The 25,474-nt window shown below is 60.9% G+C and carries 18 protein-coding genes and 1 tRNA gene; 10 read left to right on the top strand and 9 right to left on the bottom strand.

Going from position 1 to position 25,474, the window contains the following annotated elements; translation table 11 throughout:
• Positions 1 to 176: 176 nt before the first annotated feature.
• Together GGU46_RS11120 and GGU46_RS11115 are read right to left on the bottom strand one after the other, a co-directional pair.
• Positions 177 to 2,057, bottom strand: a complete 1,881-nt coding sequence (locus tag GGU46_RS11120) for a glycoside hydrolase family 13 protein (protein ID WP_183403621.1) — start codon at positions 2,055 to 2,057, stop codon at positions 177 to 179.
• Positions 2,058 to 2,213: 156 nt separating this feature from the next.
• Positions 2,214 to 3,392: a THUMP domain-containing class I SAM-dependent RNA methyltransferase gene (locus GGU46_RS11115; RefSeq protein WP_183403620.1), complete on the bottom strand. Its 1,179-nt coding sequence runs from the start codon at positions 3,390 to 3,392 to the stop codon at positions 2,214 to 2,216.
• 112 nt (positions 3,393 to 3,504) lie between these two features.
• Between GGU46_RS11115 and GGU46_RS11110 the strand changes: the two genes are divergently transcribed.
• The 6 genes from GGU46_RS11110 (at position 3,505) to GGU46_RS11085 (ending at position 11,664) form a co-directional block, all read left to right on the top strand.
• Positions 3,505 to 4,050, top strand: coding sequence for a hypothetical protein (locus tag GGU46_RS11110; protein WP_183403619.1), 546 nt, complete (start codon positions 3,505 to 3,507; stop codon positions 4,048 to 4,050).
• Positions 4,051 to 4,238: 188 nt separating this feature from the next.
• The gene (locus GGU46_RS11105) at positions 4,239 to 5,258 is read left to right on the top strand and encodes a hypothetical protein (protein ID WP_183403618.1); all 1,020 of its coding nucleotides are present in this window, start codon (positions 4,239 to 4,241) and stop codon (positions 5,256 to 5,258) included.
• Positions 5,259 to 5,330: 72 nt separating this feature from the next.
• Positions 5,331 to 6,728, top strand: a complete 1,398-nt coding sequence (locus GGU46_RS11100; RefSeq protein ID WP_183403617.1) for a sugar MFS transporter — start codon at positions 5,331 to 5,333, stop codon at positions 6,726 to 6,728.
• Positions 6,729 to 6,859: 131 nt separating this feature from the next.
• Complete coding sequence (gene murB / locus GGU46_RS11095) at positions 6,860 to 7,888, top strand: UDP-N-acetylmuramate dehydrogenase (RefSeq protein WP_183403616.1); 1,029 nt, start codon at positions 6,860 to 6,862, stop codon at positions 7,886 to 7,888.
• A 202-nt stretch (positions 7,889 to 8,090) separates the two neighbouring features.
• Positions 8,091 to 9,107, top strand: coding sequence for a fibronectin type III domain-containing protein (locus tag GGU46_RS11090; protein ID WP_183403615.1), 1,017 nt, complete (start codon positions 8,091 to 8,093; stop codon positions 9,105 to 9,107).
• Between the two features lie 277 nt (positions 9,108 to 9,384).
• On the top strand, positions 9,385 to 11,664 hold the full coding sequence (locus GGU46_RS11085; protein WP_183403614.1) for a phospholipase D-like domain-containing protein: 2,280 nt from the start codon (positions 9,385 to 9,387) through the stop codon (positions 11,662 to 11,664).
• Between the two features lie 80 nt (positions 11,665 to 11,744).
• Here GGU46_RS11085 and rlmF read toward each other — a convergent pair whose 3' ends face one another.
• The 4 genes from rlmF to GGU46_RS11065 form a co-directional block, all read right to left on the bottom strand.
• Positions 11,745 to 12,695, bottom strand: a complete 951-nt coding sequence (rlmF, locus tag GGU46_RS11080) for a 23S rRNA (adenine(1618)-N(6))-methyltransferase RlmF (RefSeq protein WP_183403613.1) — start codon at positions 12,693 to 12,695, stop codon at positions 11,745 to 11,747.
• A 115-nt stretch (positions 12,696 to 12,810) separates the two neighbouring features.
• Positions 12,811 to 15,228 (bottom strand): endonuclease MutS2, encoded by a 2,418-nt coding sequence (locus GGU46_RS11075; protein WP_183403612.1) that lies wholly within the window; start codon positions 15,226 to 15,228, stop codon positions 12,811 to 12,813.
• A 252-nt stretch (positions 15,229 to 15,480) separates the two neighbouring features.
• A complete protein-coding gene (locus GGU46_RS11070) occupies positions 15,481 to 16,239 on the bottom strand; it encodes a TIGR02757 family protein (RefSeq protein WP_183403611.1) in 759 nt (252 codons plus the stop codon).
• A gap of 105 nt (positions 16,240 to 16,344) precedes the next feature.
• The gene (locus GGU46_RS11065; RefSeq protein WP_183403610.1) at positions 16,345 to 17,379 is read right to left on the bottom strand and encodes a LysM peptidoglycan-binding domain-containing protein; all 1,035 of its coding nucleotides are present in this window, start codon (positions 17,377 to 17,379) and stop codon (positions 16,345 to 16,347) included.
• 261 nt (positions 17,380 to 17,640) lie between these two features.
• Here GGU46_RS11065 and kdsB point away from each other — a divergent pair, with 261 nt between their 5' ends.
• A complete protein-coding gene (gene kdsB / locus GGU46_RS11060) occupies positions 17,641 to 18,387 on the top strand; it encodes a 3-deoxy-manno-octulosonate cytidylyltransferase (RefSeq protein ID WP_183403609.1) in 747 nt (248 codons plus the stop codon).
• A 19-nt stretch (positions 18,388 to 18,406) separates the two neighbouring features.
• On the opposite strand, the gene GGU46_RS11055 is transcribed toward kdsB, so the two are convergent.
• From GGU46_RS11055 to gap, 3 genes are all read right to left on the bottom strand, one after another.
• Positions 18,407 to 18,751 (bottom strand): translation initiation factor, encoded by a 345-nt coding sequence (locus GGU46_RS11055; RefSeq protein ID WP_183403608.1) that lies wholly within the window; start codon positions 18,749 to 18,751, stop codon positions 18,407 to 18,409.
• A gap of 78 nt (positions 18,752 to 18,829) precedes the next feature.
• Positions 18,830 to 19,696 (bottom strand): diacylglycerol/lipid kinase family protein, encoded by an 867-nt coding sequence (locus GGU46_RS11050; RefSeq protein ID WP_183403607.1) that lies wholly within the window; start codon positions 19,694 to 19,696, stop codon positions 18,830 to 18,832.
• A 320-nt stretch (positions 19,697 to 20,016) separates the two neighbouring features.
• The gene (gene gap, locus GGU46_RS11045; protein WP_183403606.1) at positions 20,017 to 21,027 is read right to left on the bottom strand and encodes a type I glyceraldehyde-3-phosphate dehydrogenase; all 1,011 of its coding nucleotides are present in this window, start codon (positions 21,025 to 21,027) and stop codon (positions 20,017 to 20,019) included.
• A 298-nt stretch (positions 21,028 to 21,325) separates the two neighbouring features.
• On the opposite strand from gap, the gene GGU46_RS11040 reads away from it, so the two are divergent.
• The 3 genes from GGU46_RS11040 (at position 21,326) to GGU46_RS11030 (ending at position 25,364) form a co-directional block, all read left to right on the top strand.
• Positions 21,326 to 21,397: transfer RNA gene (locus GGU46_RS11040), tRNA-Glu, on the top strand.
• Positions 21,398 to 21,658: 261 nt separating this feature from the next.
• Complete coding sequence (locus tag GGU46_RS11035; protein ID WP_183403605.1) at positions 21,659 to 22,885, top strand: PQQ-dependent sugar dehydrogenase; 1,227 nt, start codon at positions 21,659 to 21,661, stop codon at positions 22,883 to 22,885.
• Positions 22,886 to 23,189: 304 nt separating this feature from the next.
• Complete coding sequence (locus GGU46_RS11030; protein ID WP_183403604.1) at positions 23,190 to 25,364, top strand: bifunctional alpha,alpha-trehalose-phosphate synthase (UDP-forming)/trehalose-phosphatase; 2,175 nt, start codon at positions 23,190 to 23,192, stop codon at positions 25,362 to 25,364.
• The last annotated feature ends 110 nt before the right edge of the window (positions 25,365 to 25,474 follow it).

The raw sequence follows: 25,474 nt of genomic DNA, 5'->3' as shown, positions 1-25,474 counted from the left end.
TGCTTCGATTTAACCCGGATTCCTTTACTCTGCTTGCTGCGCAGAGTGCTTGGAATACTAGGCTAAACCACCTCAGCAACGCCGAGCCGCAGGCTATTGCGGCTCGGCATCGTGGCAATAAACCACAAGTCCCGCCTGAGGAAACAGGCGGGACTTAACCAGGCTCATTTCCTACCCTATTTTCCCAACTCCAGCACCAGGGCCGTCTTGGCCGGCAGCTGCAGAGTAGCCAGGCTGCTGAGGGTTTCGCCGGTGAGGACGTTGCGGGCTTTGCTAAAGCCGCTTAGCCGCTCCGAGAAGCGGGCCGTGGGCAGGGTGGCCGGCTTGTCGGTGGTGTTGGTGGCGACCAGGACGGTGCCCGTGGCATCGTAGCGGAAAAACACGTAGAGGCCGTTTTCGGGCAGGTACTGCATGAGCTTGCCGGAGCTCAGCACCGGGTGCGACTTGCGGTACTGGGCCAGCTTCTGCACGAAGCCGAAGGCCTCGTTTTCCTGGGGCGTGCGGCCGGCGGCCGTAAACTTGTTGTGCGGGTCGCCGGGCCAGCCGCCGGGGAAGTCCTTGCGCACCTCGGCGTCGGTAGGGTTTTTGAAATTCTTCATCAGAATTTCGGTGCCGTAGTACATGCTCGGAATGCCGCGGGTGGTCAGCAGCCACGTCAGGCCGATTTTGTAGCGGTCCAGGTCCTCCCCTACTTCCGAAAGAAAGCGGTTATGGTCGTGGTTGTCGAGAAAGGTCACGAGCTTCTCGGGGGCCTGGTACACGGCGTCCTGGGCCAGGGCCTGGTACACGCGCTGGGCCCCGTTGTCCCAGCCGGTGGCGGCGGGCGTGCCTACCTCCTTCAAGCCGGCCAGCATACCGCCTTCCAGCACGAAATCAAGGCCCCCGGGCTGGTTGGACTTGAAGGGGAAGTCAATCTTGTTTTTGACGTAGTAGGCTTGGTCCACCACACTCGTCACCGCCGACTCCCCGAAGATGTGGATGCGGGGGTACTCGGCCAGCAGGGCCGCATTGCAGCGGTTCATGAAGGGCTGGTCGTTGTACATGTACGTGTCGATGCGCCAAGCATCCACCCCAAACGTTTCCACCGACCACAAGGCGTGCTGTATGAGGAAGTTGGCCACGTAGGGGTTCTGCTGGTTCAGGTCGGGCAGGAAGGGCACGAACCAGCCGTCGAGCGTAACTTTACGGTCGATCTGGGCGGCGTGGGGGTCGGTAATGGGCTGTTGGCGGTACGAAGTGTTGGTGTAGGCAGGCCACTGGTGCAGCCAGCTTTTCATGGGCAGATCCTGTACAAACCAGTGGTGGTTGCCCACGTGGTTATACACGGCGTCCTGCACCACCTTCAGGCCCTGGGCGTGAGCCTGCTGCACAAAGGCTTTATAGGCCACGTTGCCGCCCAGGCGCCGGTCAACATTGTAGTGGTCGGTGAAGCCGTAGCCGTGGTAGGCGGCGCGCATGGTGCCTGCCTCGTTGGTCAGACCCTGGTCGTTTTCGATGACAGGCGTAAACCACACGGCCGTGACGCCCAGGTCTTTGAGGTAGCCCAAGCGCTGGGCCGCGCCCTGCAGGTCGCCGCCGTGGCGGTAGAAGGGGTTGGCCCGGTCCAAGTTCGGGTCGGCCATATCGGCAAACTTGTCATTCGACGGGTCGCCATTGGCAAACCGGTCGGGCATGGCCAGGTAGATGAAGTCGGCCTGCGTGACGCCCTGGCCCTTGGGCGCGTTGTCGCGGACCTTCAGCTCCCAGTTCTGGGTAACGGTTTGGGTGCCTTTGCTGCCCACCAGCTTCACTTGGCCGGGCTTGGCGGTGGGGGCAATCACCAGGTCGAGGAAGGCGTAGTTGGGGTTCTCGACAGTGTTGGTTTTCACCAGCTTCACGCCGGGGTAATTCACCGAGTAGGCCAGGGTGCCCGCCTGGGGCCCGTACACCAGCAGCTGCACCGAGTTGTGCTTCATACCCACCCACCAGTTGGTAGGGTTCAGGCGGGTAATAGACTGGGCCGCAGCCCCCAGGGGCAGAGCAGCGGCCAGCAGCAGCGCGTAAAGCTTCTTTTTCATATTGGACAGGAGCATTGAGAAGCGGAAGATACTGCCATAGCGCGAAGCGGAAGCGGACAGCCTACCGGTGTTGGTGAAAATAGCCCGTCATGCGTCGACTAGGGCTGCGCCTACGCTCAGCCTGACGTTCTACTTATCACTTCATCACCTCCTACCCTACTTCGCCTTGCGCGTGCCCTGGTAGAGTTCGTACTTGAGCAGGCGGCAGTCGATGGGGCCGTTGTAGAGCGGGATGCGGCGGGAGGTTTTCAGGCCGATGCGCTTGGCCGCCTCCAGGTTGCCAGTAAATACGTAGGCGTCGTAGCCCTGGAAGCCACTTTTGAGCGTGTCGCCGATGGTTTTGTAGAGGGCATCCATTTCGGCTTCTTCCCCAATCCGTTCCCCGTAGGGCGGGTTCATGATGACGATGCCGGGCGCTTCTTTGGCGGGCGCTTTGGCTTCCTTCACGTCGCGCACGCCCAGCCGGATAAAGTCTTCCAGGTCGGCGGCGGCCACGTTCTGGCGGGCCAGTTCAATGTACTCGCGCGACAAGTCGGAGCCGGCCAGGTAGGCCTGGGGCTCCTCCAGGCGAGCCTGCCGGGCGTCCAGCCGCACCGATTCCCAGAGGGCCGCGTCGAAATCAGCCCAGTTCTCGAAGCCGAACCTGCCCTGATGGTAGAGGCCGGGGGCAATGCGCTGGGCCAGCATGGCGGCCTCGGTGAGCAGGGTGCCGGAGCCGCACATAGGGTCGATGAGGGTTTTGCGGCCGTCCCAACCCGCCAGCAGCAGCAGGCCGGCGGCCAGGGCCTCGTTGAGCGGAGCTACGTTGGTTTGCTGGCGGTAGCCGCGCTTGTGCAACGATTCGCCCGAGGCATCCAGGCTCAGCGTCACCTCGTTTTCAATCATGTGCAGGTGCAGGCGGATGTCGGGGTTCTTCACGTCCACGCTGGGGCGCGAGCCGGTGCGGTTGCGGAACTGGTCCACGATGGCATCCTTGGTGAGCTGGGCCACGAACAGGGAGTGCTCGAAGGTGGATTTGTTGACGACGGCCGTAATGGCAAAGGTCTGGTCGGGGCGGATAAACCGCTGCCAGTCGATGCGGCCTACCTCGCGGTACAGGGCTTTTTCGTCGCGGGCGTAGAAGCCGGCGAAGGGCCGCAGGATGCGCATGGCGGTACGGCACCACAGGCAGGCCTCGTAGAGCAGCTGCGTATCGCCGGTGAACTCTACGGCCCGCTGACCCACTTTTTCAATCTTAGCCCCCAACTGGCGCAGCTCCTCGGCCAACACCTCTTCCAGCCCAAACTGGGTGGTAGCAGTCATATAAAACGGAGCGGAGCGGCGGTTGGCAGGCATACGGGGGGGGTAGTAAAAACGAAGTGAGGCGCAATTTACGACGCCTTGCTGGCACCAGCCTCTATCTTTACCCGCTCAGACTTACAATAACAGGTCTGCCTCCTATCTGCCTATGAAACGAGTCCTACGCCGGCTGCGCCTGATTACGCCATTTACGCTTGAGCTACCTGTTGGACAGGAAGAGTTTGTGCAGCGGCTGCGGCAACACGTTGCGCCACCAAACACAAATCCTTTTGGTCGATTAGGGCGCATCTTTTCCCCAACCGTAGCGCCTTATAGCGGGGTAGTACAGCGTGATTATTTTCGCCTGAAACCCCGGACTGAGGGCAACCAAGCGTTTATTCCCTCCATTGAAGGCCACATCGTGCCACTAGCATCCGGAACCCGTTTGGAAGCTGAACTAAGGGGTGCCTCGGGCTTTTTCCTGTTTTTTGCGCTTTTCTATCTGGTGTTTTGGGTTTTCGCGTTGACATCCCTCCTTATGCAGGGTAGCGACACCACGATGTCTACCATATTTTTCATCCTGTTTGCTATGCTGCTGCAGGGTGGTTTCATGGTTGGTATCCCATATGCATCGGCTCGCCGCCACATGCAGAAGGCAGCCTATGAACTGGAACGGGACCTGTTCTATTTTGTGCAGCGCCCGGAGCGCGTATAGAAACCCGGCTGGCAGCAAACATAGTACACCACGCAGCACTACCCCAGGCCGTAACGGCAGGCCAACTGACCTACCCTATACCGCAAGAGTTACCGGCTAGGTCGCTCCACCGCCAGGCAGCCCAGCGCTCCGGGCTGATGCGGTGCGGTTTATTTTTCAAGGCAATTCCCGTCGCGCATCTTTACGCCATGCGTCCTTCCTTTCTCTTTGACCCCAACCAAAGCTCCGTCTTCTATCTGGTTGTGTTTCTAACGCTGTCGGTGCTGGGCCTGACTGCCTATGATGCGCTCAATGGCCACTACTCCGTGGTGGGCAGCGTGGCTTCGTTTCTGGGGTTATTCGTGGCCTTTCAGAGCTGGAAAGCCGCCGACAACGCTTCGCGCAAAACCGATGAGACGCTGACCAAGATGCAGGAGCTAGTGCACGAAACCCGCCAGCTGATTGAGAGCAGTAACGCGGTGGAAGAGCAAATTAAAAGTGCCGTGGTGACTATCAGCGACGCGACACGGGAGCTGTACAAGGGTTTTCAGCCAATTATGCAGGAAGTGGCAGGGTTTCTGGCCGAAGCGGAGGGTAGCGAGTACCTGGCCGTCATGACCGACTCGGCCGCCATTGGCACCTTCTATGCCCGCCACCACCAGCCGGCCCTCAACCAGCGGGAAATGCGGGCCCTCACCGACCGGATTCATGACCTGCTGCTGGAGCGGGCCCGCGACGCCCGCGAGTTTTACCTCGCTACCCTGCCCGCTGATGCCACTCCGGAAGCCCAACCGCCCACCCGCGACGAGCACGGACTGCTCCACCATTTTGTGCAGGGGGTGTGGCAGCAGTTTCACCCCGAAGCGCCGGTGGAAGAGCACTGGCAGGAGCACCGGGAACAGCACCTTTCTACCCTGCGCCAGATTCACGAAACGTTTACGACCCTCTCCGAGCACCCCGAGCAGCGGGCCGCCGGCCTGGCGCCCCACCAGCACTTGCCGGTGCTGCCATTGCAGCTGCTGCTGCGCTTCAACGCCGAAGCCAAGGAGCCTTTCCGGGCCCTGGTGGTATTTCTGGGCCAGTACAACCTGGACAGGGTGGCCGAAACCCGCGCCCTGCAGTCGGCCGATCCGGAGCTGGTGCGCACCTTCATCAGCATGTTCGAGAGCCTCACCAGCCTCGACGACCACCCCGGCTACCAACAACTGCGGCGGCAGTTTCCGCTGTAACTGCCAGCGCCACTGTTCCGCAGGGTCTTTCTATCTTTAAGGCTCCTCTGTTTTCTACTCCTTTGCCGCTGCATGGCCCTTCCCACTACTTCTGCCACCTCAACCGCCACTGCAACTGCCGCCCGCAGTTACGCCCTGCCCATGGCGGCCATGACGAGCCTGTTCTTTCTGTTCGGGGCCGTCACAAACTTCAACGGCGTGCTCATGCCCTACCTCAAGGATGTATGCCAACTCACCGATTTTCAGTCCTCTACAGTATCGGTGGCTTTTTTTGGGGCGTATTTTCTGATGTCGTTACCAGCCGGCGTGCTGCTTAAGCGGCTGGGCTACCAGCGGGGTATAGTGGTAGGGTTGCTGATTATGGCCGTGGGGGCTTTGGTATTTATACCGGCGGCTAACTCGCGGGTGTTTGGGGTATTCCTTCTGGGCCTGGCAGTGCTGGGCGCGGGCATTACGCTGCTGCAGGTGGCCGCCAACCCCTACGTATCGGTACTGGGCCCGGCCAGCGGGGCCGCCTCCCGGGTGAGTTTGGTGGGCGTTGCCAACAACTTTGGCGGCACCCTTTCGCCGTTGCTGGGCGGCCTGCTGCTCTTCGGGGGCTCGGAGGTGCTAAAAGCCCAACTGGCAACCCTGCCCGTGGCTCAGCGCCTGAGCCAAGAAGCGGCGCTGGTAAAGGGGCCCTACATTGGGTTGGCCGTGTTTCTGGCGGTGCTGGCCGGCATATTCGCTTTCCTGAAACTGCCCGAGCTGGAAACTTTCGCCGACGAGGAAGTCAGTGCGGCTGCAGAAGCCCTCCCGGCCCGGACCTCAGCCCTCAGCTACCCCCATCTGGTTCTGGGCGTAGTAGCTATTTTCCTGTACGTGGGGGTAGAAGTAGGCCTGGGCGACTATCTGATCCGCTTCGGGGAGGCCCAAAACATTGGGCAGCTTTCGGGATTCACGCAGGCGTTGGTGCGCAGCCTGAGCGTAGCTACCAATTGGGCGGCGGCCCTGTTCGGCCAGGCCCCTGCCCCTATTGATACCACCGTAGGCTTCACTAAGGCGGTGGGCGCCGTGCTGGTTTCTTCCTACTGGTTTGGCTCCCTGGTGGGGCGCGTAATCGGCATTCCGCTGCTCAGCCGCATCAATGCCCGGTATGCCCTGGTGCTGGTGTGCGCCGTGGCATTGTTGAGCGTGGCAGCGGCCGTGCTGGTGCGCGGCGAGACAGCGCTGTGGCTGGTGGTGCTCTGCGGCTTATGCAACTCTATCATGTGGCCAGTCATCTTCCCGCTGGCTATTCAGGGGCTGGGGGCTTTCACCAAGCAGGGCTCCTCCTACCTGATTATGGCCATTGTAGGCGGCGCCGCTATTCCATTTTTGATGGGAGCCGTAGCTACGTACGCGGGTGGTTTACGCGTGGCCTTCCTGATTCCGGCCCTCTGCTACGCCTACCTGCTGTTCTATGCCCTGCGCGGCTACCGGGTGCGCTAGATACCCGCCCGACGGTTTGCAAGGTTCGCTACCCCGCGGGGGTAGCGAACCTTTTCTTTTGTGACCCGCCGTAATTCCTACAATAGCCAAACGGCTACCTTTGCCCCGAAATCACCTTCAGCGCTTTTCGTATGGCTTCGGCTCCCGTTCTCGAACACCACGTTTCCCTTCGCCCCCACAACACGTTCGGTCTGGATGTGAAAGCCCGGCTTTTTGCCCGGTTTACCTCGGTGGAAGACCTGCGGACGCTGCTGGCCCTGCCCGAGGTGCAGGCGGCGGAAAAGCTGGTGCTGGGCGGCGGCTCCAACCTGCTTTTCACCCAGGATTTCAACGGCGTGGTACTCAAAAATGAAATCCGGGGGCTCGACATTATCAGCCAGGACGAGGAAACGGCCCTGGTGCGGGCCGGCGCCGGCGAGTCGTGGCACGGGCTGGTGCAGTACACCCTGGACCAGGAGCTGAGCGGCATCGAGAACCTTTCTCTGATTCCGGGTACGGTGGGCGCGGCCCCCCTGCAGAACATCGGAGCCTACGGCTCGGAACTGAAGGATACGTTTGAGCTGTTGGAAGCCCTGGAAATCAGCACCGGGCAGGTGCGCACGTTTTCGGCCGCCGAGTGCGGATTCGGCTACCGGGAAAGCGTGTTCAAGGGTCCGCTGAAAAACCAGTTTATCGTGACGGGCGTGGTGCTGCGCCTGCTCCGCCAGGCCCGACCCAACGTCAGCTACGGCGCCATCAAAACCACCCTCGAAGACATGGGCATCGGGGGCGACCCTACCCCCCGCGAGGTCAGTGAAGCCGTGATGCACATCCGGCGCAGCAAGCTCCCCGACCCCGCCCAGATCGGCAACGCCGGCTCCTTCTTCAAAAACCCCGAACTATCCCAGCTGAAATTCGACGAGCTAAAAGCGCAGTATCCTGAGCTGCCCGGCTACCCCGTACCAGGCGGCGTGAAAGTGCCCGCCGCCTGGCTGATTGAGCAGTGCGGCTGGAAGGGCCAGCGCCGCGGCGCCCACGGCGTGCACGACAAGCAGGCCCTGGTGCTGGTCAACCACGGCGGCGCCCAGGGCCACGACATCCGGGAGCTGGCCCACGACATTATTGCCTCCGTGCGCGAAAAGTTCGGTATTGAGCTGCACCCGGAGGTTAACATCTTCTAGCGCTTCTCCCACGGACCCGGCTTCCTTCTGGCAGTCGGGTCTTTCTTTTCATAGGATATTTTTCCTGCGACAGGACTTTGCCCGCACTTTTTAGCGCAGGATTCCTGTAGTTTTACCTCCTCCGACCACCCCAGCCAGAGCAGCTGTTTTCGCGCCTTTCAGCTGGTTCTAGGGCCTGTGGGCTACTTTCACCGCTCGTTTGATGAAACAACTTTTATTACCCTCCCTGCTTCTTTCCGCCCTGCTTGCGCAGGCCCAACGCACACCTCGCCCTACTCAACCTGCCGGTAAAACTCCCGCTGCTGCAACTCTGGCCCCGCCTACGCTGGCCGCCGCCCGCCAGGCCGGTCCCGGCGCTACCGTCACGGTGCGGGGCGTCATTGAGAACGGTCCGGAGCTGGGGCAGCTTCGCTTCATCCAGGACGGCACGCACGGCCTGGCCCTTTTTTCCACCTCCAACCCCGACTTGCACGCCCTGGCAGCCGGCGACAGTGTGCAGGTTACCGGGACACTGAAAAACTACAACGGCCTGCTGGAAATGGACCCCGTAACCAGCGTCCGGAAGTTGGCGGCCGGGCGCCGGGTAGTGGCGGTTGAGGTACCCGCCGCCGAAGCAGCTAAACTTTTCGATGAGGCGTACGAAGGCCGGCTGGTGCGCATTACCGGAGTCAGCAGCCTGACCAGCTACGCCGGGGCACCCGCCGGCCCTCTGAAGGGCAACACCAATTACTTTATCAATGGGCAGCGCAACCTGCCGCTGCGCATCAATGTGGCTTCCACGGGAGAAAATGGCTTGGTGGAAAAAACGGCCCCGGCTGGCCCGTTTGATCTGGTCGGGACGCTGGGCCAGTTTGCTCAGAGCGGTACCGGCGGCTACCAGCTGCTCCCCCGCCTGTCCGCCGACTTTGTGGTGGCCGGGGGGATGCCCGCTATTCAGGGCGAGCCTGTGCCTACGGCGGTGCACCGCAACGGCTTCACGGTTACCTTCCAGACTATTAACCCCGGCTCTACGGTGGTGGAATACGGCAAAACGGCCGCGCTAGGCTCCAAAGTAAACCTGCCGGCACTTACTACCGCGCACTCCGTGGAACTGACCAATCTGGAGCCCGGCACCGTGTACTACGTGCGGGTATCGTCGGGCAATGCGGCGGGCACTTCCAGCTCGGCGGCCGTGCCCATGATTACGGACAACAAAAAGCGCCTGACTGCCCGGCCGTAAGCCCCCGATGCTTTCTGCCCAGCGCCCCGGCCGATGCCACCCGCACCTGCCACCTACCCTCACCGGTGGCCGATGGAGGGGCATCGGCCGGAGTTTTCTGGTAGCAGCCCGGCACAATATACTCTAATTATATATTTGATTTTCAAATATATACCGACCATCCGCCGGCTGGCCTATTTCCGAAAATCTTCTTTGGCGCCGGCTTATTGTTTGGTGTAAGATCAGGATATTTGTAGCAGCTTTTGCTTCCCACCTCATCCCCCACTTCTTTCATTTGATGAAGAAAATTACTCTGCTGGCTCTGCTTTTTGGCGGAGCCGCCCTACCAGCCGCCACGGCCCAAACTGTAAAATCGGTGGCGGCCGCCCGCGCCGATGGGGCGGGCGCTACCGTGACCGTACGCGGCGTGGTAACCAACGGCCCCGAGCTAGGGGTTATCCGCTACCTGCAGGATGGCACGGCCGGCCTGGCCGCCTACTCCACTTCCGCGGCGGGCTTTTCGGCCCTGGCCCCCGGCGACAGTATCGAAATCAGTGGTACCCTGAAAAATTTCAACGGCCTGCTGGAAATAGACCCGGTGAGCAGCGTAACCCTGCTGGCGCAGAACCGCGTCATCCGGCCCGCCGCTACCGTCGATGCCTCGGCCATAACCTCAGTTTTTGCCGAGCAGTACGAGTCGCGGGTGGTGCGCATCAACAAAAACACGTCCGTTACTACCAGCACCGGCGGGGCCGTCAGCACCTTCGGGGGCAATACCAATTATCTGCTCAACGGCCAGACCGGCGCGGTGGTGCGCACGGCTGCCAGTGCCAACGTGGGCAACGACATTGTGGGTAAGCAGGCCCCTAGCGGCCAGTTTGATCTGCTGGGCATTATGAGCCAGTTCGCCAGCAACGGGGTAGGCGGCTACCAATTGCTGCCCCGCCGCTACCAGGATTTTATTCTGGGGGGCACGCCCAACTTCCTTAGCTCGCCCTACCCCACCAACATCAGCAATACCGGCTTCACGGTACACTTTGCTACCGAGAATGCCGGCACTGCGAAGGTGGAATACAGCACGGCCCTGGCCGGCCCCTTTACTACCGTAACGGGCGCTACAACCGCCGCCACCCAGCACAGCATTGCCCTGACGGGTCTGCAGCCGGGTACTATCTACTACGTGAAGGCTTCCTCAACCAACGCCATCGGCACCTCGGAGTCGCGGGTGGTACCCATGGCAACGGCTTCGCTTTCCAGCGGCAAGATGCGCGCCTACTTCACCGGCTCGGTGAATACGAGCGTGGCCCTGCCGGGCAACGGCGCCACCTACCTGGCCAACGGCGCCATTGCCGATACCGTGGCCCGCTACATCAGCAAGGCCACCAAAACGCTGGATATTGCCATTTATAACTGGAACAGCGTTACTATTCTCAACGCCGTAAACGCGGCCCACGCCCGCGGCGTGCAGGTGCGCGTGCTGTTCGAGGATGATAATACCAATGCCAGCGTCTCGGGCCTGAACTCAGCCATTCCCCGCATCGGCCGCCAGACCCAGCAGAACATCATGCACAACAAGTTTGTGGTGATTGACGCGGAAGACTCCAACCCCAACGTGCCGTGGGTGTGGACGGGCTCCACGAACTGGACCCCGGCCCAGCTGAACCAGGACCGCAACAACGCCATTGCCATTCAGGACCAGGTTCTGGCCCGGACTTACACCTTAGAGTTCAATGAAATGTGGGGCGGCGGTACCACGGCCACGGCCCGCTTCGGTTCGGCCAAAACCGACAACACGCCCCACTACTTCCTTATTGGCGGCAAAAGTGTGGAGTCGTGGTTTTCGCCGACGGACCAGGTAAACACCCGCCTGATTCAGGCTATTCAATCAGCGGATAACGACCTGCACATTGCCACCATGCTGATTACGCGCACCGACCTGAGCCGCACCATCGTGGACCAGGTACGGGCCCGCAACATCGCGGCCTGCTCGGAAGTGCTGCTCAACGACACCACTAACGCCGGGACCGGCGCCATTCTGCGCACCATCCGCACGGCGCTCGGCGACCGGGCCATCGTGAAAAATACCTCTGGCATCATGCACCACAAATATGCCATCGTGGATGCCGGCGCCTCGCAATCGGACCCGCAGGTGTTTGTGGGCTCCCATAACTGGTCGCTCTCGGCCGACACGGAGAATGACGAGAACACGCTCATCGTGCACGATGCCCGCGTGGTAAACCAGTATTTTCAGGAATTTTCGGCCCGGATTGCGGAGCAAAACCGGGGCTTCCAGGTGTGCAACCTGGTGCTGAGCAATAAGAAAACTGTGGCCCAGAGTGCCGTGCAGGTGTATCCCAACCCCACCAGCGGCAAGTTCCAGCTGCGCGTGCCGGCCAGCGCGGCCCGCACCGCTCACATTATCCTGCGCGACGCTACCGGCCGTGTGGTCCTCAACCAAACCAAGGCCCTGAACGGTCAGGAGATAAGCGTAGATGCCTCGTCGCTGCGCGCCGGCCTTTATCTGGTGCAAATCGAAACGCCTGAGTCAACCCAGGTTAGCCGGGTGGTAGTGGAGTAATCGTTTCTTCTCTTTACAGCAAAAAGGCCGTTCCCACCCTGGGAACGGCCTTTTTGCATAGCTGTGTTATTGACTACACCTTATTGACCAGAGCCTACCCCCTGTTTCCAGCGGCGCTGGGCCCAGGCCTGGCGCTGGGCTTCGTCCTGGAAGGTCCAGGCCACCACGCGGCTCACTTTCTGGCCCTGGGTCATATCCAGCACTTTCACCTCGGTAGCGGCCGTTTGACCCAGAAAATAGTGGGCACTCCGCAGCGTTTCTTTTTTGGAGATAAGCGACGAAAACCAGAGCACCTGGGTTGCCAGCGGCACACTTTGCGCTACCATACGCTTCAGGAAGCCTTCTTCGCCGCCTTCGCACCAGAGTTCCGTGCTTTGGCCCCCGAAGTTCAGCAACGGCTCCGGGGCTTTGGTTTTGGCGTAGCCCAGGTTGCGGCCTTTGCGGCGGCTCCCGGCGGCGGCATCAGCGGCGGAGGTGTGAAACGGCGGATTGCAGATCACCAAGTCAAACTCTTCCCGCGGCTTCACGATGCCAGCGAAGATGTTCTCCTTATGACTTTGCAGGCGCAGATCAACGCGGCCGGCCAGCACGGGATTCACGGCTACCATACTTTTGGCCGCGCGCAGGGCCACCGCATCCACCTCCGAGCCCACAAACCGCCAGCCATATACCTGCGTCCCGATGATGGGATACACGCAGTTGGCGCCTACCCCCACATCCAGCACCTGCACCGATTTATCCCGCGGAATGACGCCCGCGTGGTCAGCGGCCAGCAGGTCGGCGGCGTAGTGCAGGTAGTCGGCCCGGCCCGGAATGGGCGGGCAGAGGTAGCCGGCGGGCACATCCCAGTGCGCTACCCCGTAGTGCTGCTTGAGCAGGGCCCGATTCAGAGCTTTCACGGCGGCCGGATTGGCAAAGTCGATGCTGTCGTCGCCGGTGGGGTTCGGAATGACGAAAGCCGCCAGCTCGGGGCTGGCTTGCACAAGCTCCGGGAAGTTGTAGCGGGCGGCGTGGGGGTTGCGAGGGTGCATATGACGGGGAATGAGAAGCGAAAAAAGCGTCATTCCGACTGCAAGGAGGAATCTGGGTCAGCTTCTTGTGAGTAACCCGGATTCCTCCCTACGGTCGGAATGAAAATGAATGAGGTTATTTCAGCACGGCAATGGTTACGCCGTCGCCGCCCCGGTCGGCGTGCTCGTCGGCCACGCTGGCCACTTCGCGCACCTTGTGCAGGTAGTCGCGGGCAATCTGACGGAGGATGCCGTTGCCCCGGCCGTGCAGAATCTTGATTTCCGGCACGCCCAGCATAACGGCATCGTCCACGTAGGCCATGATGCGGTTCAGGGCATCTTCGGCCCGCTCCCCGCGCAAATCGAGGGTCGTATTGAAGCCCGACATGCGGCCGGTAATATCGAGGGTAGCGTGCTGGGCCGGAGCCTTGCGGGCCGCCTCCTTTTCCCGCTCCCGAATCTCAGACCGCGTCAGCTTCTCCAGCTGATTCACCTTGACGATGGTTTTCAGGCCCCCGAAGGAAACCTCGGCCGTCTTGCCCTTCACCGCCATGATTTCGCCGTGCCCCTCCTGGCCCAGCAGCGCTACCTTATCGCCGGGCTTGAGGGTAGTAGGGTCGGCCAGCTCACGGGAAGCGCGGGGCTTGGGCGGCTCCATCTGCAGCTTTTCGCGCACGAAGGTGTCCAGCTTGCCGCGGGCCTCCTTGGTGCGTTCCTTCTCGGCCTGCCCCACCCTGATTTCCTGGATGGTCGCCTCGATCTGCTGGTTGGCATCCTTGAGCAGCAGCTTGGCCTTGGACTTGGCGTCGCGTAGTACCTCCAGGGTCGTATCGTCGAGGTACTTCTTCAGGTCCTGGTATTCCTGAGCGGCCTTTTTCATGCGCCGCTCCTGCTTGGCCGCCTCGGCGGTGCGCTGCTCCAACTCAGTCTTCTCCTTTTCCAGGCCTTCCAGCAGCCGGTCGTAGCGGATTTTGTCCTTGCCCACCAGCTGGGTAGCGCGCTCCACAATCTGCTTGGGCAAACCGATTTTACGGGCTATTTCAATGGCAAAGCTGGAGCCAGGTTTGCCGATTTCGAGGCGGTAGAGGGGCTGCAGCTGCTCGGGGTCGTAGCGCATGGCCCCATTGATAATGCCCGGGGTACGCTCGGCGTAGTTTTTCAGGTTGGTGTAGTGGGTAGTAATAACTCCGAAGGCGCGGGCCCGGTTGAGCTGCTCCAGCACGGCTTCGGCAATGGCCCCGCCCAGGCTGGGCTCGGTACCGGTGCCAAACTCGTCAATCAGAATGAGGCTGCGCTTGTTGGCCAGCGTCACGAACTGCTTCATGCTCAGCAGGTGAGAGGAATACGTGCTCAGGTCGTTTTCCAGGCTCTGCTCGTCGCCGATATCCAGAAAAATATCATCGAACACGCCCGCCTCCGACTCCTCCCCGGCCGGAATCAGCAGGCCGCACTGCAGCATGTACTGCACCAGCCCCACCGTCTTCATGCTCACCGACTTACCACCGGCATTCGGCCCCGAAATCAGTAGAATCCGCTGTTCCTGGTTTAACTCGATGTCCAGGGGTACTACCTCGCGGGGGTCGTCCTTGGCGTGGGTCTGGAAGGTGAGGTAGAGCAGCGGGTGCCGCACCCGCTGCCACCGAATCAGGGGGCGGGGGCTGAGCTTCGGCAGCACCGCTTCCAGCTGCCGCGCCAGCTGGGCCTTAGCCCGAATAAAATCGAGCAGGCCGAGGTACTGGTAGGCCTTGCGCAGGTCGGGAATGTGAGGGCGCAGCTGGGCCGTGAGCTGGGTCAGAATACGGACCAACTCGCGTTGATAAGCATTTTCCAGGTCCTTGATGTCATTGTTCAGCTCGAATACGGCTTCTGGCTCGATGAACACCGTCTGGCCCGTCGCCGACTCGTCGTGAATCAGGCCCTTTACCCGGCGCTTGTGTTCCACAATTACAGGCAGCACCAAGCGCCCACCCCGAATGGTAGGCTCGGCTCCTTCGGGCACCCAGCCCTCGCTGCGCGCATGACGCAGGATACCGGCAATCTGCTTGCGCAGCTGGCCCTGGCGGTTAATCAGCTCCTGCCGGATCTGGCGCAACAGCGGGGAAGCATCCTCGCGCACCTGGCCTTCGTCGTCCACCACCTTGTCCAGGTTAGCCATCAGGTTGCGGTCCACCTGCACGCCAATGCCCAGCAGGCGCAGGGTGGGGTACAGGTTTTCTTCGGCGCGGGTAAAGAAAGTCAGCGCCTCCCGAATGGTGCGCAGGCTCATTTTCACGGCGAAGAAGGCCGCTACGTCCAGGTAGGAGCCGGGCAGATTGGCGCGCACCAAATGCTGGTGCACATCGTGGTAGTGTTGGCTGGGAAAATCGGCGCTGCTGTTGAGAAGCTGACGGAATTCGTCGGTTTGCAGCAAGAGCTTTTCCAGCTGATCGGCCTTGGTCTGAAACGACATCTTGGCCACGAACTGCCGGCCCAGTGCACTCAGGCATAGCTGTTCCAGCATTTCGCGCAGCTGCGAAAAACCTATTTTTTGCTCAAAGTTCTGAGGAAGAATCAAACGAAGTAGTTGGTAGTAGGTACTTGGTAATAGAATGGGAATGCGAAGATAAACACTCGCGAGGGCGGGAAAGATTCAATAATTGGAATATCTGGTGAGAGGGTGACAAGTGACAGGTAAGCGGTAATGGATAACCGGTAATAGGACTAACAAACTTTCATCCTGCACAAATGAATAAAGAGGCTGCTGATTCCTCAGCTTACTTTCTGCCTCCTTACCATTCACTTATCACTTCATCACCTCTTCACTTCATTACATCTCCCCTTCCACGCCCAGCCCGAACAAGGCAAAATCGTACTTCACGGGGTCCAGGGGGTCGAGGGTGCGGAGGTGGGTGGTGAGCTCTTCGGCGGCCAGCCAGTCCACCTGCTTGCGTTCCAGCAGGCCCAGGCGGCGCGCCACGCGCTCCACGTGCACATCGCAGGGGCAGATGAGGTCGGCGGGGGAAAGGCGGGTCCAGAGGCCGAAATCGACGCCGCGCGGGTCGGGGCGCACCATCCAGCGCAGGTACATGTTCACGCGCTTGCAGGCCGAGCCGCGGGCGGGGGTAGCCACGTGCTTGCGGGTGCGCTGGGGCGCGTCGTCGAGGCTAAAGAACAGATTGTGGAAGTTCTCCAGCCGTTCCTTTTGGGTGCTGCCTACCAGGAAAGCATCTTCCAGTGTATCATGGTCAGCGTAAAACCAGCGCAGCCAGTGCACGAAGTATAAGAGGTCGGTGTCGCAGAAGGTGCGGTGGCAGAAGCCCAGCAGCTTTTTCAGGTCCTCGTCGTGGTGTTGGGTGATGAATTGATACGGCGCATCGTCCATGCGGCGCAGCAACTCCGTGCACTTACTGATGATGGTAGGCCGGCGCCCCCAGGCCAGCAGAGCCGCGAATAAACCGCTGATTTCTACATCCTGCCGCTGGGTAAAGCGGTGCGGAATGCTAACCGGGTCGGCCAGAATGAAGCCGGGCTGGTCGTAGTGAAGATATTTTTCGTCGAGCAGGGCCCGAACCTGAGCGTGATTCATAAGGTGAACTAGTGAGTTGGTGAACTGGTGAGCTGATGATCCGGTAGTGCAATCCGCACAAGTGGAGCAGCCAGAACGTCAACTCACCAGCTCACTAGTTCACTGCTACGGCACGTAGCTGGTTTCTACGCGGAAGCGCTGGTCGGGGGTAGCCAGGCGCTGCACGGCTTTCTTGGAGAGGCGAACCAGAATGTTGGTATTCTCGCCCGTATCGGGCAGAGGCCCAATCACGCGCACGTACACCGACTGCCCGTTCATGATGTTGCGCACCTGCATAATGGTACCTACCGGAGCGGTTTTGTGCAGGGCCAGGTACTTGTCGGAAGCATCCGTCTGAATGGCCGTGGCCAGGCCGCTTTCCGACACCCGGCGCACAATTTCGCTGGCGCGGGAGGGGCCCCGGTCCTTATCAGGGTCTTCAGCAGCCGGGGTAGCCGGCGTTGCTGCGGAAGCTGCCGAGTCGCGGGCCCGTTCGCGGGCGGCCCGCTCCCGGGCCTCTCGTTCCCGGGTTTCCCGGGCATCTCGTTCGGCCTCATCGTCGCGCTCCGGGCGGGTTGTTGGTGCGGGGCGAACTGGGGCAGTTGCTGTCGGAGCTGGAGTGGCGACACGAGCCGGGGCAGGCGTGCTACCTGATCCAGCAGCCACAATCACCGTCTGGCCTACGCGCACGTTGTAGTTGGCCGGGAAGTTATTGAGCCGGTACAGCTCGGCGGGAGTCGTCTGGAAGCGGCGGGCAATGGCAAACAGCGTCACGCCGGGCTCTACCTTATAGATGCGGTTGCCGCGCGCATCCGTGGGCAAGGAGCGGATAGCCGCCGAAGTGGAAGTGGCCGCAGCTGCCGTACGCGGGGCCGCCGGCTGGCTGAGCACAACGCGGCTGCGCGGCACCAGCACTACCTGGCCGGTTACCAAAGCGCCCTTCTGTCCCGAGTTAGCCTCCACAATCTGCTCTACGGGTACCTTGTAGCGGCGAGCCAACCCGTACAGAGTTTCGCCGGGTCCCACGCGGTGCTTGATCAGCATAATGTTGTTGCGGTACTCCACCCCGATGGAATCAGGCGGCGCCACTGGCCGGGGCCCGGCCGCAGCAGTGAAACCAGTGAGGGCAAGCGCGGTGGTCAGCAACGAAAATCGGAACATACTAGGGGAGGCGGAAAGGCAATGAGCAGGCCGGTGAGAGAAAGTCACTGCCGGCGTACATAAAGTTTGCCGAAAGTTACGGAATCGGCCGAAAGCCCGCGCTACTATATGACGCCCAGGCTTTTTTATTGCTTGATTTCAGGACATTCCCGTTTTCATAGGCGGGCCGGGCTGCTGCCGCTTCTCCTTGAAACTGACTACCGGGGCTGGTGAGTGGAAATTCCCGTTTTTTGCAGGACTTCACCCTACCCCCGTCCGCACATGCAAGCCATTGGCATCATCCCCGCCCGCTACGCTTCCACCCGCCTGCCCGGCAAGCCGCTGGTTGATCTGGCGGGCCAGTCCATGATTCAGCGCGTAGTAGCCCAGGCCCGGCAAGCCAGCCTGAGCCGGGTGATAGTAGCCACCGACGACGAGCGAATTCTGGCGCACGTGCGCGGCTTTGGCGGCGAGGCCGTGCTGACTTCCGCCGACCACCCCAGCGGCACCGACCGCATCTGGGATGCCTACCAGCAGCTCCAGACTACCGCCGACTGCATCATCAACATCCAAGGCGACGAACCCTTCATTCACCCGGCCCAGATTGATGCCCTGGTGCGCCTTTTCGACCAGCCCCAGCCGCCCCAGCTGGCCACGCTGGTTAAGCCGGTTGTGAATAAGGAAGAACTGTTTAGCCCCCACCTGCCCAAGGTAGTGCGCGACGCGGCCGGCCACGCCCTGTACTTTAGCCGCCACCCCCTACCCTATCAGCGGCAGCAGGACCCGGCCAACTGGCTGCAGCACCACCGCTACCTGCGCCACATCGGCCTCTACGCCTACCGCCCCGATGTGCTGGCCGAAATAACCCAGCTCCCGCCTTCTGCACTAGAACTAGCCGAAAGCCTGGAGCAGCTGCGGTGGCTGGAGCACGGCTACCGCATCCTGACGGCGGAAACCGAGCTGGAAACCATTGGTATTGATACGCCCGAGGATGTAGAGCGGGCGTTGCGCTACCTGCGCGCTCAGTAAGCCACGAAAGCTAGCTGTTCTACCCGCCGGCTTTCTTGGCTTTGTAGCCCTTCTCCAGCAGCACGGCCATCACCTTGTCGCGGAAGTCGCCCTGGATGAGGATTTCGCCATCCTTCACGTTGCCGCCTACCGCGCATTTGGTCTTGAGCAGCTTGCCCAGCTCCTGCAAATCAGCCTCCTGCCCTACAAAGCCCGTGATAAGCGTAACCTGCTTGCCACCCCGGGCTTTTTTATCAAGCTGCACGCGCAGGTTTTGCTGTTGGGGAGGCAGGGTAGCCACGGCTTCGTCGCCGGTTTCCTGGTATTCAAAATCGGGGTTGGTGGAGTACACGACCCCTTCGCGGCGGTTTTTATTGGACTTCATGTAGCGAGTAACGGAGTAACTGAGTAATGGTGCTGGAAGCGGCAAATTTACTCAGTTACTCCGCTACTCCGTTACTCGCTACACCGCTACCTCCAGGGCCAGGGGCGTGAGTTGCACTTCAAACTCGGTGGCGTCGCCGGCGTAGTCGCCATCAACATGGAAGCCCAGCGGATGCCGGGTTCGGACGCGGATGTGGTGGCTGGTGTGGTACACGGCGCCGCCGGAGGTAGGCAGGGTACCCAGGGCCAGCCCTACCCCTACCCGCACGGCCCGCAGCAAAGGCAGCGCATCAATCAGGCACACATCCAGCAGCCCATCCTGAATGTTGGCGCGGGGCGCGATGTAGGCATTGTTGCCGTACTGGGCGGCATTGGCGAAGGCCAGCACGTAGCAGCTGGTTTCCACTACCTGCCCGTTCAGCTCCACTTGCACCGGTACGGGCCGGTAAGAGCGGTATTCGCGCAGGGCTACCTTCACGTAGGTACTCAGCCCCCGCGTGCCGGCCTGGGCAAACTTCTTGCTGACGTGGGCATCAAACCCCAGGCCCGCCGTGCAGAAAAACCAGCGCCCATTGATGCGGCCCGCGTCGATGCGCTGAAACGTGGGCTGGCAGGCCCGGCGCACGGCTCCCGGCAAATCGAGGGGTAGGCGCAGGTGGCGGGCCAGGCCATTGCCCGAGCCGCGGGGCACGATGCCCAGGGCCGCCGTGCTCCTCAGCAACCCGCGCGCCACCTCATTCACCGTGCCGTCGCCGCCCACGGCTACCACCACCCGGCACCCCTCAGCGGCGGCCTGGCGGGCCAGCTCCTCCCCGTGCCCGGCGTATTGCGTGGGCCTGATTTCGAAGTCGGCGCCGGCGGCCGTGGCATAGCGCGTGAGCAGCGCGGGCACGTCCTGGGTGCGGTTGGTGCCGGAAGTAGGGTTCAGAATAAAGCAGATGCGCACGGAGAGAGGAGCTGAGTAACGGAGTAGCTGAGTAAAGCTTTTCGGCGAGGCAGGCAAAGGTAGTGAGTGAGCAGCTACGGCATTTCCCCGGCGTTTCCGGTTCCGCACCCTACCCCTTCTCCTCGCTCAAACCCATCCGATCAGCATTTTCCTCAGTTACTCAATTATATCATTAGCAGCTTAATCTGTTACAGCTACCTTATGAATACGCTCCACTAGAAGTTATCAGCACCTTACTCAATTACTCGTTTTCCTAATGAGCAACAAAAAAGGGCTGCCCACGTGGGCAGCCCTTTTTTGTTGCTCATTAGGAAAACGGCTTAGCCGTTCATTTTCTCGCCCAGCTTCTGGATGAGGTCGGCGGTGCGGGTAGAGTAGCCGGTTTCGTTGTCGTACCAGCCTACTACTTTCGCCAGGGTGCCGTTCACCGAAGTCAGCTGCGAATCGAAGATGCACGAGTGCGTGTTACCCACGATGTCGATGCTCACCAGCGGATCGGTGCTGTACTCCAGAATGCCTTTCAGGGCGCCTTCGCTGGCCGCCTTCTGAATGGCTTCGTTGATTTGCTCCTTGGTAGCTTCGGTTTTCAGGATGACGGTCAGGTCCGTCGTCGAGCCGTCCGGAATGGGTACGCGCATAGCAATACCGTCCAGTTTGCCCTTCAGCTGGGGCAGCACCAGCCCTACGGCCTTAGCGGCACCGGTGCTGGTAGGAATGATGCTGTAGGCAGCGGCGCGGGCGCGGCGCAGGTCTTTGTGGGGCGCGTCCTGCAGGTTCTGGTCAGAGGTATAGGCGTGCACCGTGGTGATGTAGCCTTTCTCAATGCCGAAGGCATCGTCGAGCACCTTGGCCATGGGAGCCAGGCAGTTGGTGGTGCACGAAGCGTTGGAGAGGATGGTTTCCTCACCGGTCAGGATGTCTTCGTTCACGCCCAGTACCACGGTCGGAATGTTGCCGGTGGCGGGAGCCGAAATAACTACTTTCTTGGCGCCAGCCGTCAGGTGTTGGCCGGCACCGGCCTCGTCCACGAAGCGGCCGGTCGATTCCAGCACCACGTCCACGCCCATCTGGCCCCAGGGCAGCAGCTTGGGGTCGCGCTCGGCCAGGGCGGCAATGCGCTGGCCGTTTACGGTCAGGCTCTCTTCGTCGTATGCTACAGTGCCATCGAAGCGGCCGTGTACGGAGTCGTACTTCAGCAGGTGCGCCAGCGTTTTATTGTCCGTGAGGTCGTTGATAGCCACGACTTCTACGTTCTCGCGCTGCAGCAGCGACTTGAACGTCAGGCGGCCGATGCGGCCGAAGCCGTTGATGGCAACTTTGATTTTAGCCATAATAGGTTGGGGAAATGGGAGGTTTATCGGTCCGGAGGGGCCGGGTGAAAACGCGGAGCGAAGGTAACGGGCTCGGGGTACTTCGCCAAATCAAACCCAATATCCTATAATAAGGCCCTGGGAGAACTTCTGAAAGCACTGGCATCCCGGTAGCCGCTAGCTTTATCCGCCAAAAAATTTCGGCTTGAAAATCAGCCTATTTACCCCTCAGGGCAGATTTTTTTCTAAACCGGGTATTGCGCTGAATGTTTGGCTTCCTATCTTTGCATCACCAAAACGGAACAAGGCCGCGTCATCTGGTCCGTTCGTCTAGGGGTTAGGACTGCAGATTTTCATTCTGCCAACAGGGGTTCGATTCCCCTACGGACTACTCGCCTCCCGTTTGGGCTCTCTTCCTGAGAAACCCGCTTATCAATCTGATAAGCGGGTTTTTTCTTTTTCAGTCCAGCAGTGCAGCTTCCCAGCTCCCGCCCTCCCCCCGCGGTTTGCTTCTGAAGGCATATCAGGCCCCGGCGTAGCGCCGGAAAAACGCCGCTCCAGTTGCTTAGCCCCAGCGCATAACCAGCTGAACAGCAACCACTATCAGGTTCATGCGTTACGTCTAGCCTACCCTACCTAACCGTTCGTCAGGATGAAAACATGGGCTAAGTTTACCCTCGCACTTCTTCTCTCCACGGCCGGCCTGAGCGCCTGCAGCAACGATGACGACGAGGAAGACTTCTGGGAATCAATGATTCCGGAAAACGAAGACGAGCCGACTACCGCGCAGATTAAGGGCTTTGTATTTTATCCCGCCCTGCTGCCCGCCTCGGCCGCGAATGTGCAGCAGCTGCGGGTGCCCGCAGGCTTTACCGTTGGTAAGTTTGCGGAAAATGTGGGCAAGCCCCGGATTATGGCCGTCAGCAGCGCTGGCCACGTGTACGTTACGGACCGGGAAGCGGGCAAGGTGCTGCTGCTCCAGGACACGAACGGCGACGGCACCGCCGACCGTCAGGAAACGGTAGCCAACATCCGGCAGGCGCACGGGCTGGCCATCCAGAACGGCCGGCTCTACATTGTGGCCGTTAAGGAGCTCTACGTGGCTACCATCAACATGGACGGCACCCTGATGACGCCCCAGACGCTGCTGCGCGACCTGCCCGACGGAGGCCAGCACCCCAACCGCACCATTGCCTTCGGGCCCGATGGCAAGCTGTACCTATCGGTGGGCAGCACCTGCAATTCCTGCCCCGAGCCCAATAAGGAAAACGCCACCCTGCTGGTGGCCGAGCCCGACGGCTCTAACCGGCAGATTTACGCCAAAGGGCTGCGCAATACCATTGGGTTCGGCTGGCACCCCCAAACCCGGGAGCTGTGGGGCCTGGACCACGGCATCGACTGGCTGGGCGACGACGAGCAGAAGGAGGAGCTTAACAAAATTGTGCGGGGCGCCAACTACGGCTGGCCCTACATCTACGGGGAAGGTAAGTACAACCCCTCCGACCGGCCCCGGGGCGACACCACGTACGCCCAGTACAAAGCCCTGACCACGCTGCCCACCCTTACCTACCAGGCCCACTCGGCGCCCATGGCCATGGTGTTCTACACGGGTCAGCAGTTTCCGGCCGAGTACCAGAACGATGCGTTTGTGGCCCTGCGCGGCTCCTGGAACCGGAGTACGCCCGTGGGCTACAAGGTGGTGCGGGTTCACTTCGAAAACGGCCAGCCGGTGCGCTTCGACGATTTCCTGACTGGCTTCCTGGTAAATAATAACCGCTCCCACTTCGCCCGCCTGGTAGGGGTAGCCGTTGGCCGCGACGGTGCGCTGCTGGTGTCGGATGATACGAACGGCGTGATTTACCGCGTGGCCCGGCAGTAGGCAAACGCCCCGAGCCGCATTGGTCGGAAGAAGAAAGTAGCGGGCAGTAGTCCGCTACTTTTTTTGGCCGGCAGGCCGGGCCGCAACTGGCGGCTGGGCTGCTTCAGGCAAGTGCATGGCTCGCAATTTTTTACCCCGCAACAACAGCCGCCTGCTAAGCCAAAACGGCCCGGCCGGCGCCCAGCCAGCTACTGTTTAGCTAAGCTCAGCGCTACGAGGGCGCCGGGGCAACGCGGCGGAAAAAATAACGACTAGAGGCCGTTTTCTCCCGTAAGGAGGGATAATCATCATTTCGCCACGGCTCATGTCCCGCACGATTATCGTTTCTAACCGCCTGCCTACTAAAGTTCAACGCACCGCAGATAGCCTTACGTTTCAGCCCAGCGAAGGAGGGCTAGCCACCGGACTGGGCTCCATTTACCGGCAGGAAGGCAACGTGTGGGTAGGCTGGCCGGGGCTCTTTGTAGAAGCAGCGGCCGAAGAACAATACATTGTGGAGGAACTAAGCGCCGACAGCATGGCGCCGGTGTTTCTGACCGAATCGGAAATCCGTGACTTTTACGAAGGCTTCAGTAACTCTACCCTCTGGCCTACCTTTCATTACTTCCCGCAGTACGCCACCTACGAGCAGGCCCATTGGGAGGCTTACGTTGCGGTGAACGAGAAATTCTGCCGGGCCGTGCTGGAGCTGGCCGGCCCCGAGGATACCATCTGGGTGCACGATTATCAGCTGCTGCTGCTACCCGAGATGCTGCGCAAAGCCCGCCCCGACTGCACCATCGGCTTTTTTCTGCACATCCCGTTTCCTTCTTACGAGTTGGTGCGGGCGCTGCCGTGGCGCTCAGAGCTGCTGCGCGGCATGCTCGGCGCCGACCTCATCGGGTTCCACACTTTCGGGTACATGCGCCACTTCCTCAGCGCCGTGTCGCAGGTGCTGGGGCTTTCTTCGCAGAACGGGCAGCTTGAAACCGCCAACCGCACCGTGCTGATTGATGCCTTCCCCATGGGCATTGACTACCAGCGGTACGCGCAGGTAGCGGCCTCGGAGCGGGCCCGGCAGCACGAGGCTGAGTACCGCGCCGCCCTGCATAATGCCCGCGTTATCCTCTCCATCGACCGGCTCGACTACTCCAAGGGCATTGCCGAGCGCCTGCGGGCGTTTGAGGTGTTGCTGCAACGCTACCCCGAGTGGCGCGAGCAAGTCAGCCTGATTATGGTGGTGGTACCTTCCCGCGACCAGGTGGCCCAGTACGCTTCTCTTAAGGAAGAAATTGATGAGCTCGTGGGGCGCATCAATTCCCAGTACCGCACCATTACCTGGACGCCCATTCACTACTTCTACCGCTCCTTCCCGCTGGAAGAGCTTTCGGCCTTGTACCGCCTGGCCGAGGTAGCACTGGTAACCCCCATGCGCGACGGCATGAATCTGGTAGCCAAAGAGTTTGTGGCCAGCAAGGTGGAAACCCGGGGCGTGCTGATTCTGAGCGAGCGGGCCGGCGCCGCCCGGGAGCTATCCGACGCCCTGATCATCAACCCCACGGATACGGCCCAGCTGGCGGAGGCCATGCACGACGCGCTGGTGATGCCCGAGGAAGAGCAGGAACATCGTATGGCCTCCATGCGGGCCCTGGTGCAGCAGTATGATGTGTTTGCCTGGACCAAGCTGTTCATAGACCGCCTGGCCTACAGCAAAATCAAGCAGTTGACCTTAGCCACCGAGCAGCTAACCCCGGAAGCTACGGCGCAGCTGACCGCCAATTTTCAGGCGGCGGAGCAGCGCTTGCTCCTGCTCGATTATGATGGGACCCTGATGCCGTTTCATAACCTGCCCCAACGTGCCCAACCCGATCAGGAACTGCTGCTGCTGCTGCAGGCCCTGACGGCCAATCCGCAAAACCACGTGGTTATTATCAGTGGCCGCGACCGGACTACCCTGCAGAACTGGCTCGGGCACCTACCCCTCGACTTTATTGCCGAGCATGGCGTGTGGCTGCGCCCGGTCAGGGAGGACTGGCAGCTGTTTCAGCCCCTGAACAACAACTGGAAGCAGGACATCCGGCCCATCATGGAAATGTACGTGGCGCGCACGGCCGGCTCCTTCATCGAGGACAAAGACTACTCCCTGGTGTGGCACTACCGCCGCGCCGATGTGGAGCTAGGCGACGTGCGGGCCCGGGAATTGCTCAACCACCTTACGTTCATGACCTCTAACACCGAGCTGCAGGTGATGGAAGGCAACAAGGTAATTGAGGTAAAAACGGCCGGCATCAACAAAGGCACCGCCGCCGCCCGGTGGCTGGCGGCCTACAACCCCAGCTTTATCCTGGCCCTCGGCGACGACCGGACCGATGAGGACACGTTCCGGGCCCTGCCCAATGAGGCCTACACTATCAAAGTGGGCTCCGGCGTTCGGTCTCTGGCCCGCTTCAGCGTGGCGTCGCCTACCGAAGTGCGCAACCTGCTGCGAAGCCTGTTGTAACCAGGGACTTCGGGACTTCGGGTGTATGACTTTTTCGAAAACGGGTTATACAAAAAGCCCCGTCATCATTTGATGACGGGGCTTTTTATGTCTGTAAATCCAAGACCCTT

The organism is Hymenobacter latericoloratus (genome assembly GCF_014199535.1).
Classification (GTDB): Bacteria; Bacteroidota; Bacteroidia; order Cytophagales; family Hymenobacteraceae; genus Hymenobacter; species Hymenobacter latericoloratus.
Note: the sequence above shows the minus strand (reverse complement) of the source record. Positions and strands in the feature narration are given on the sequence as shown.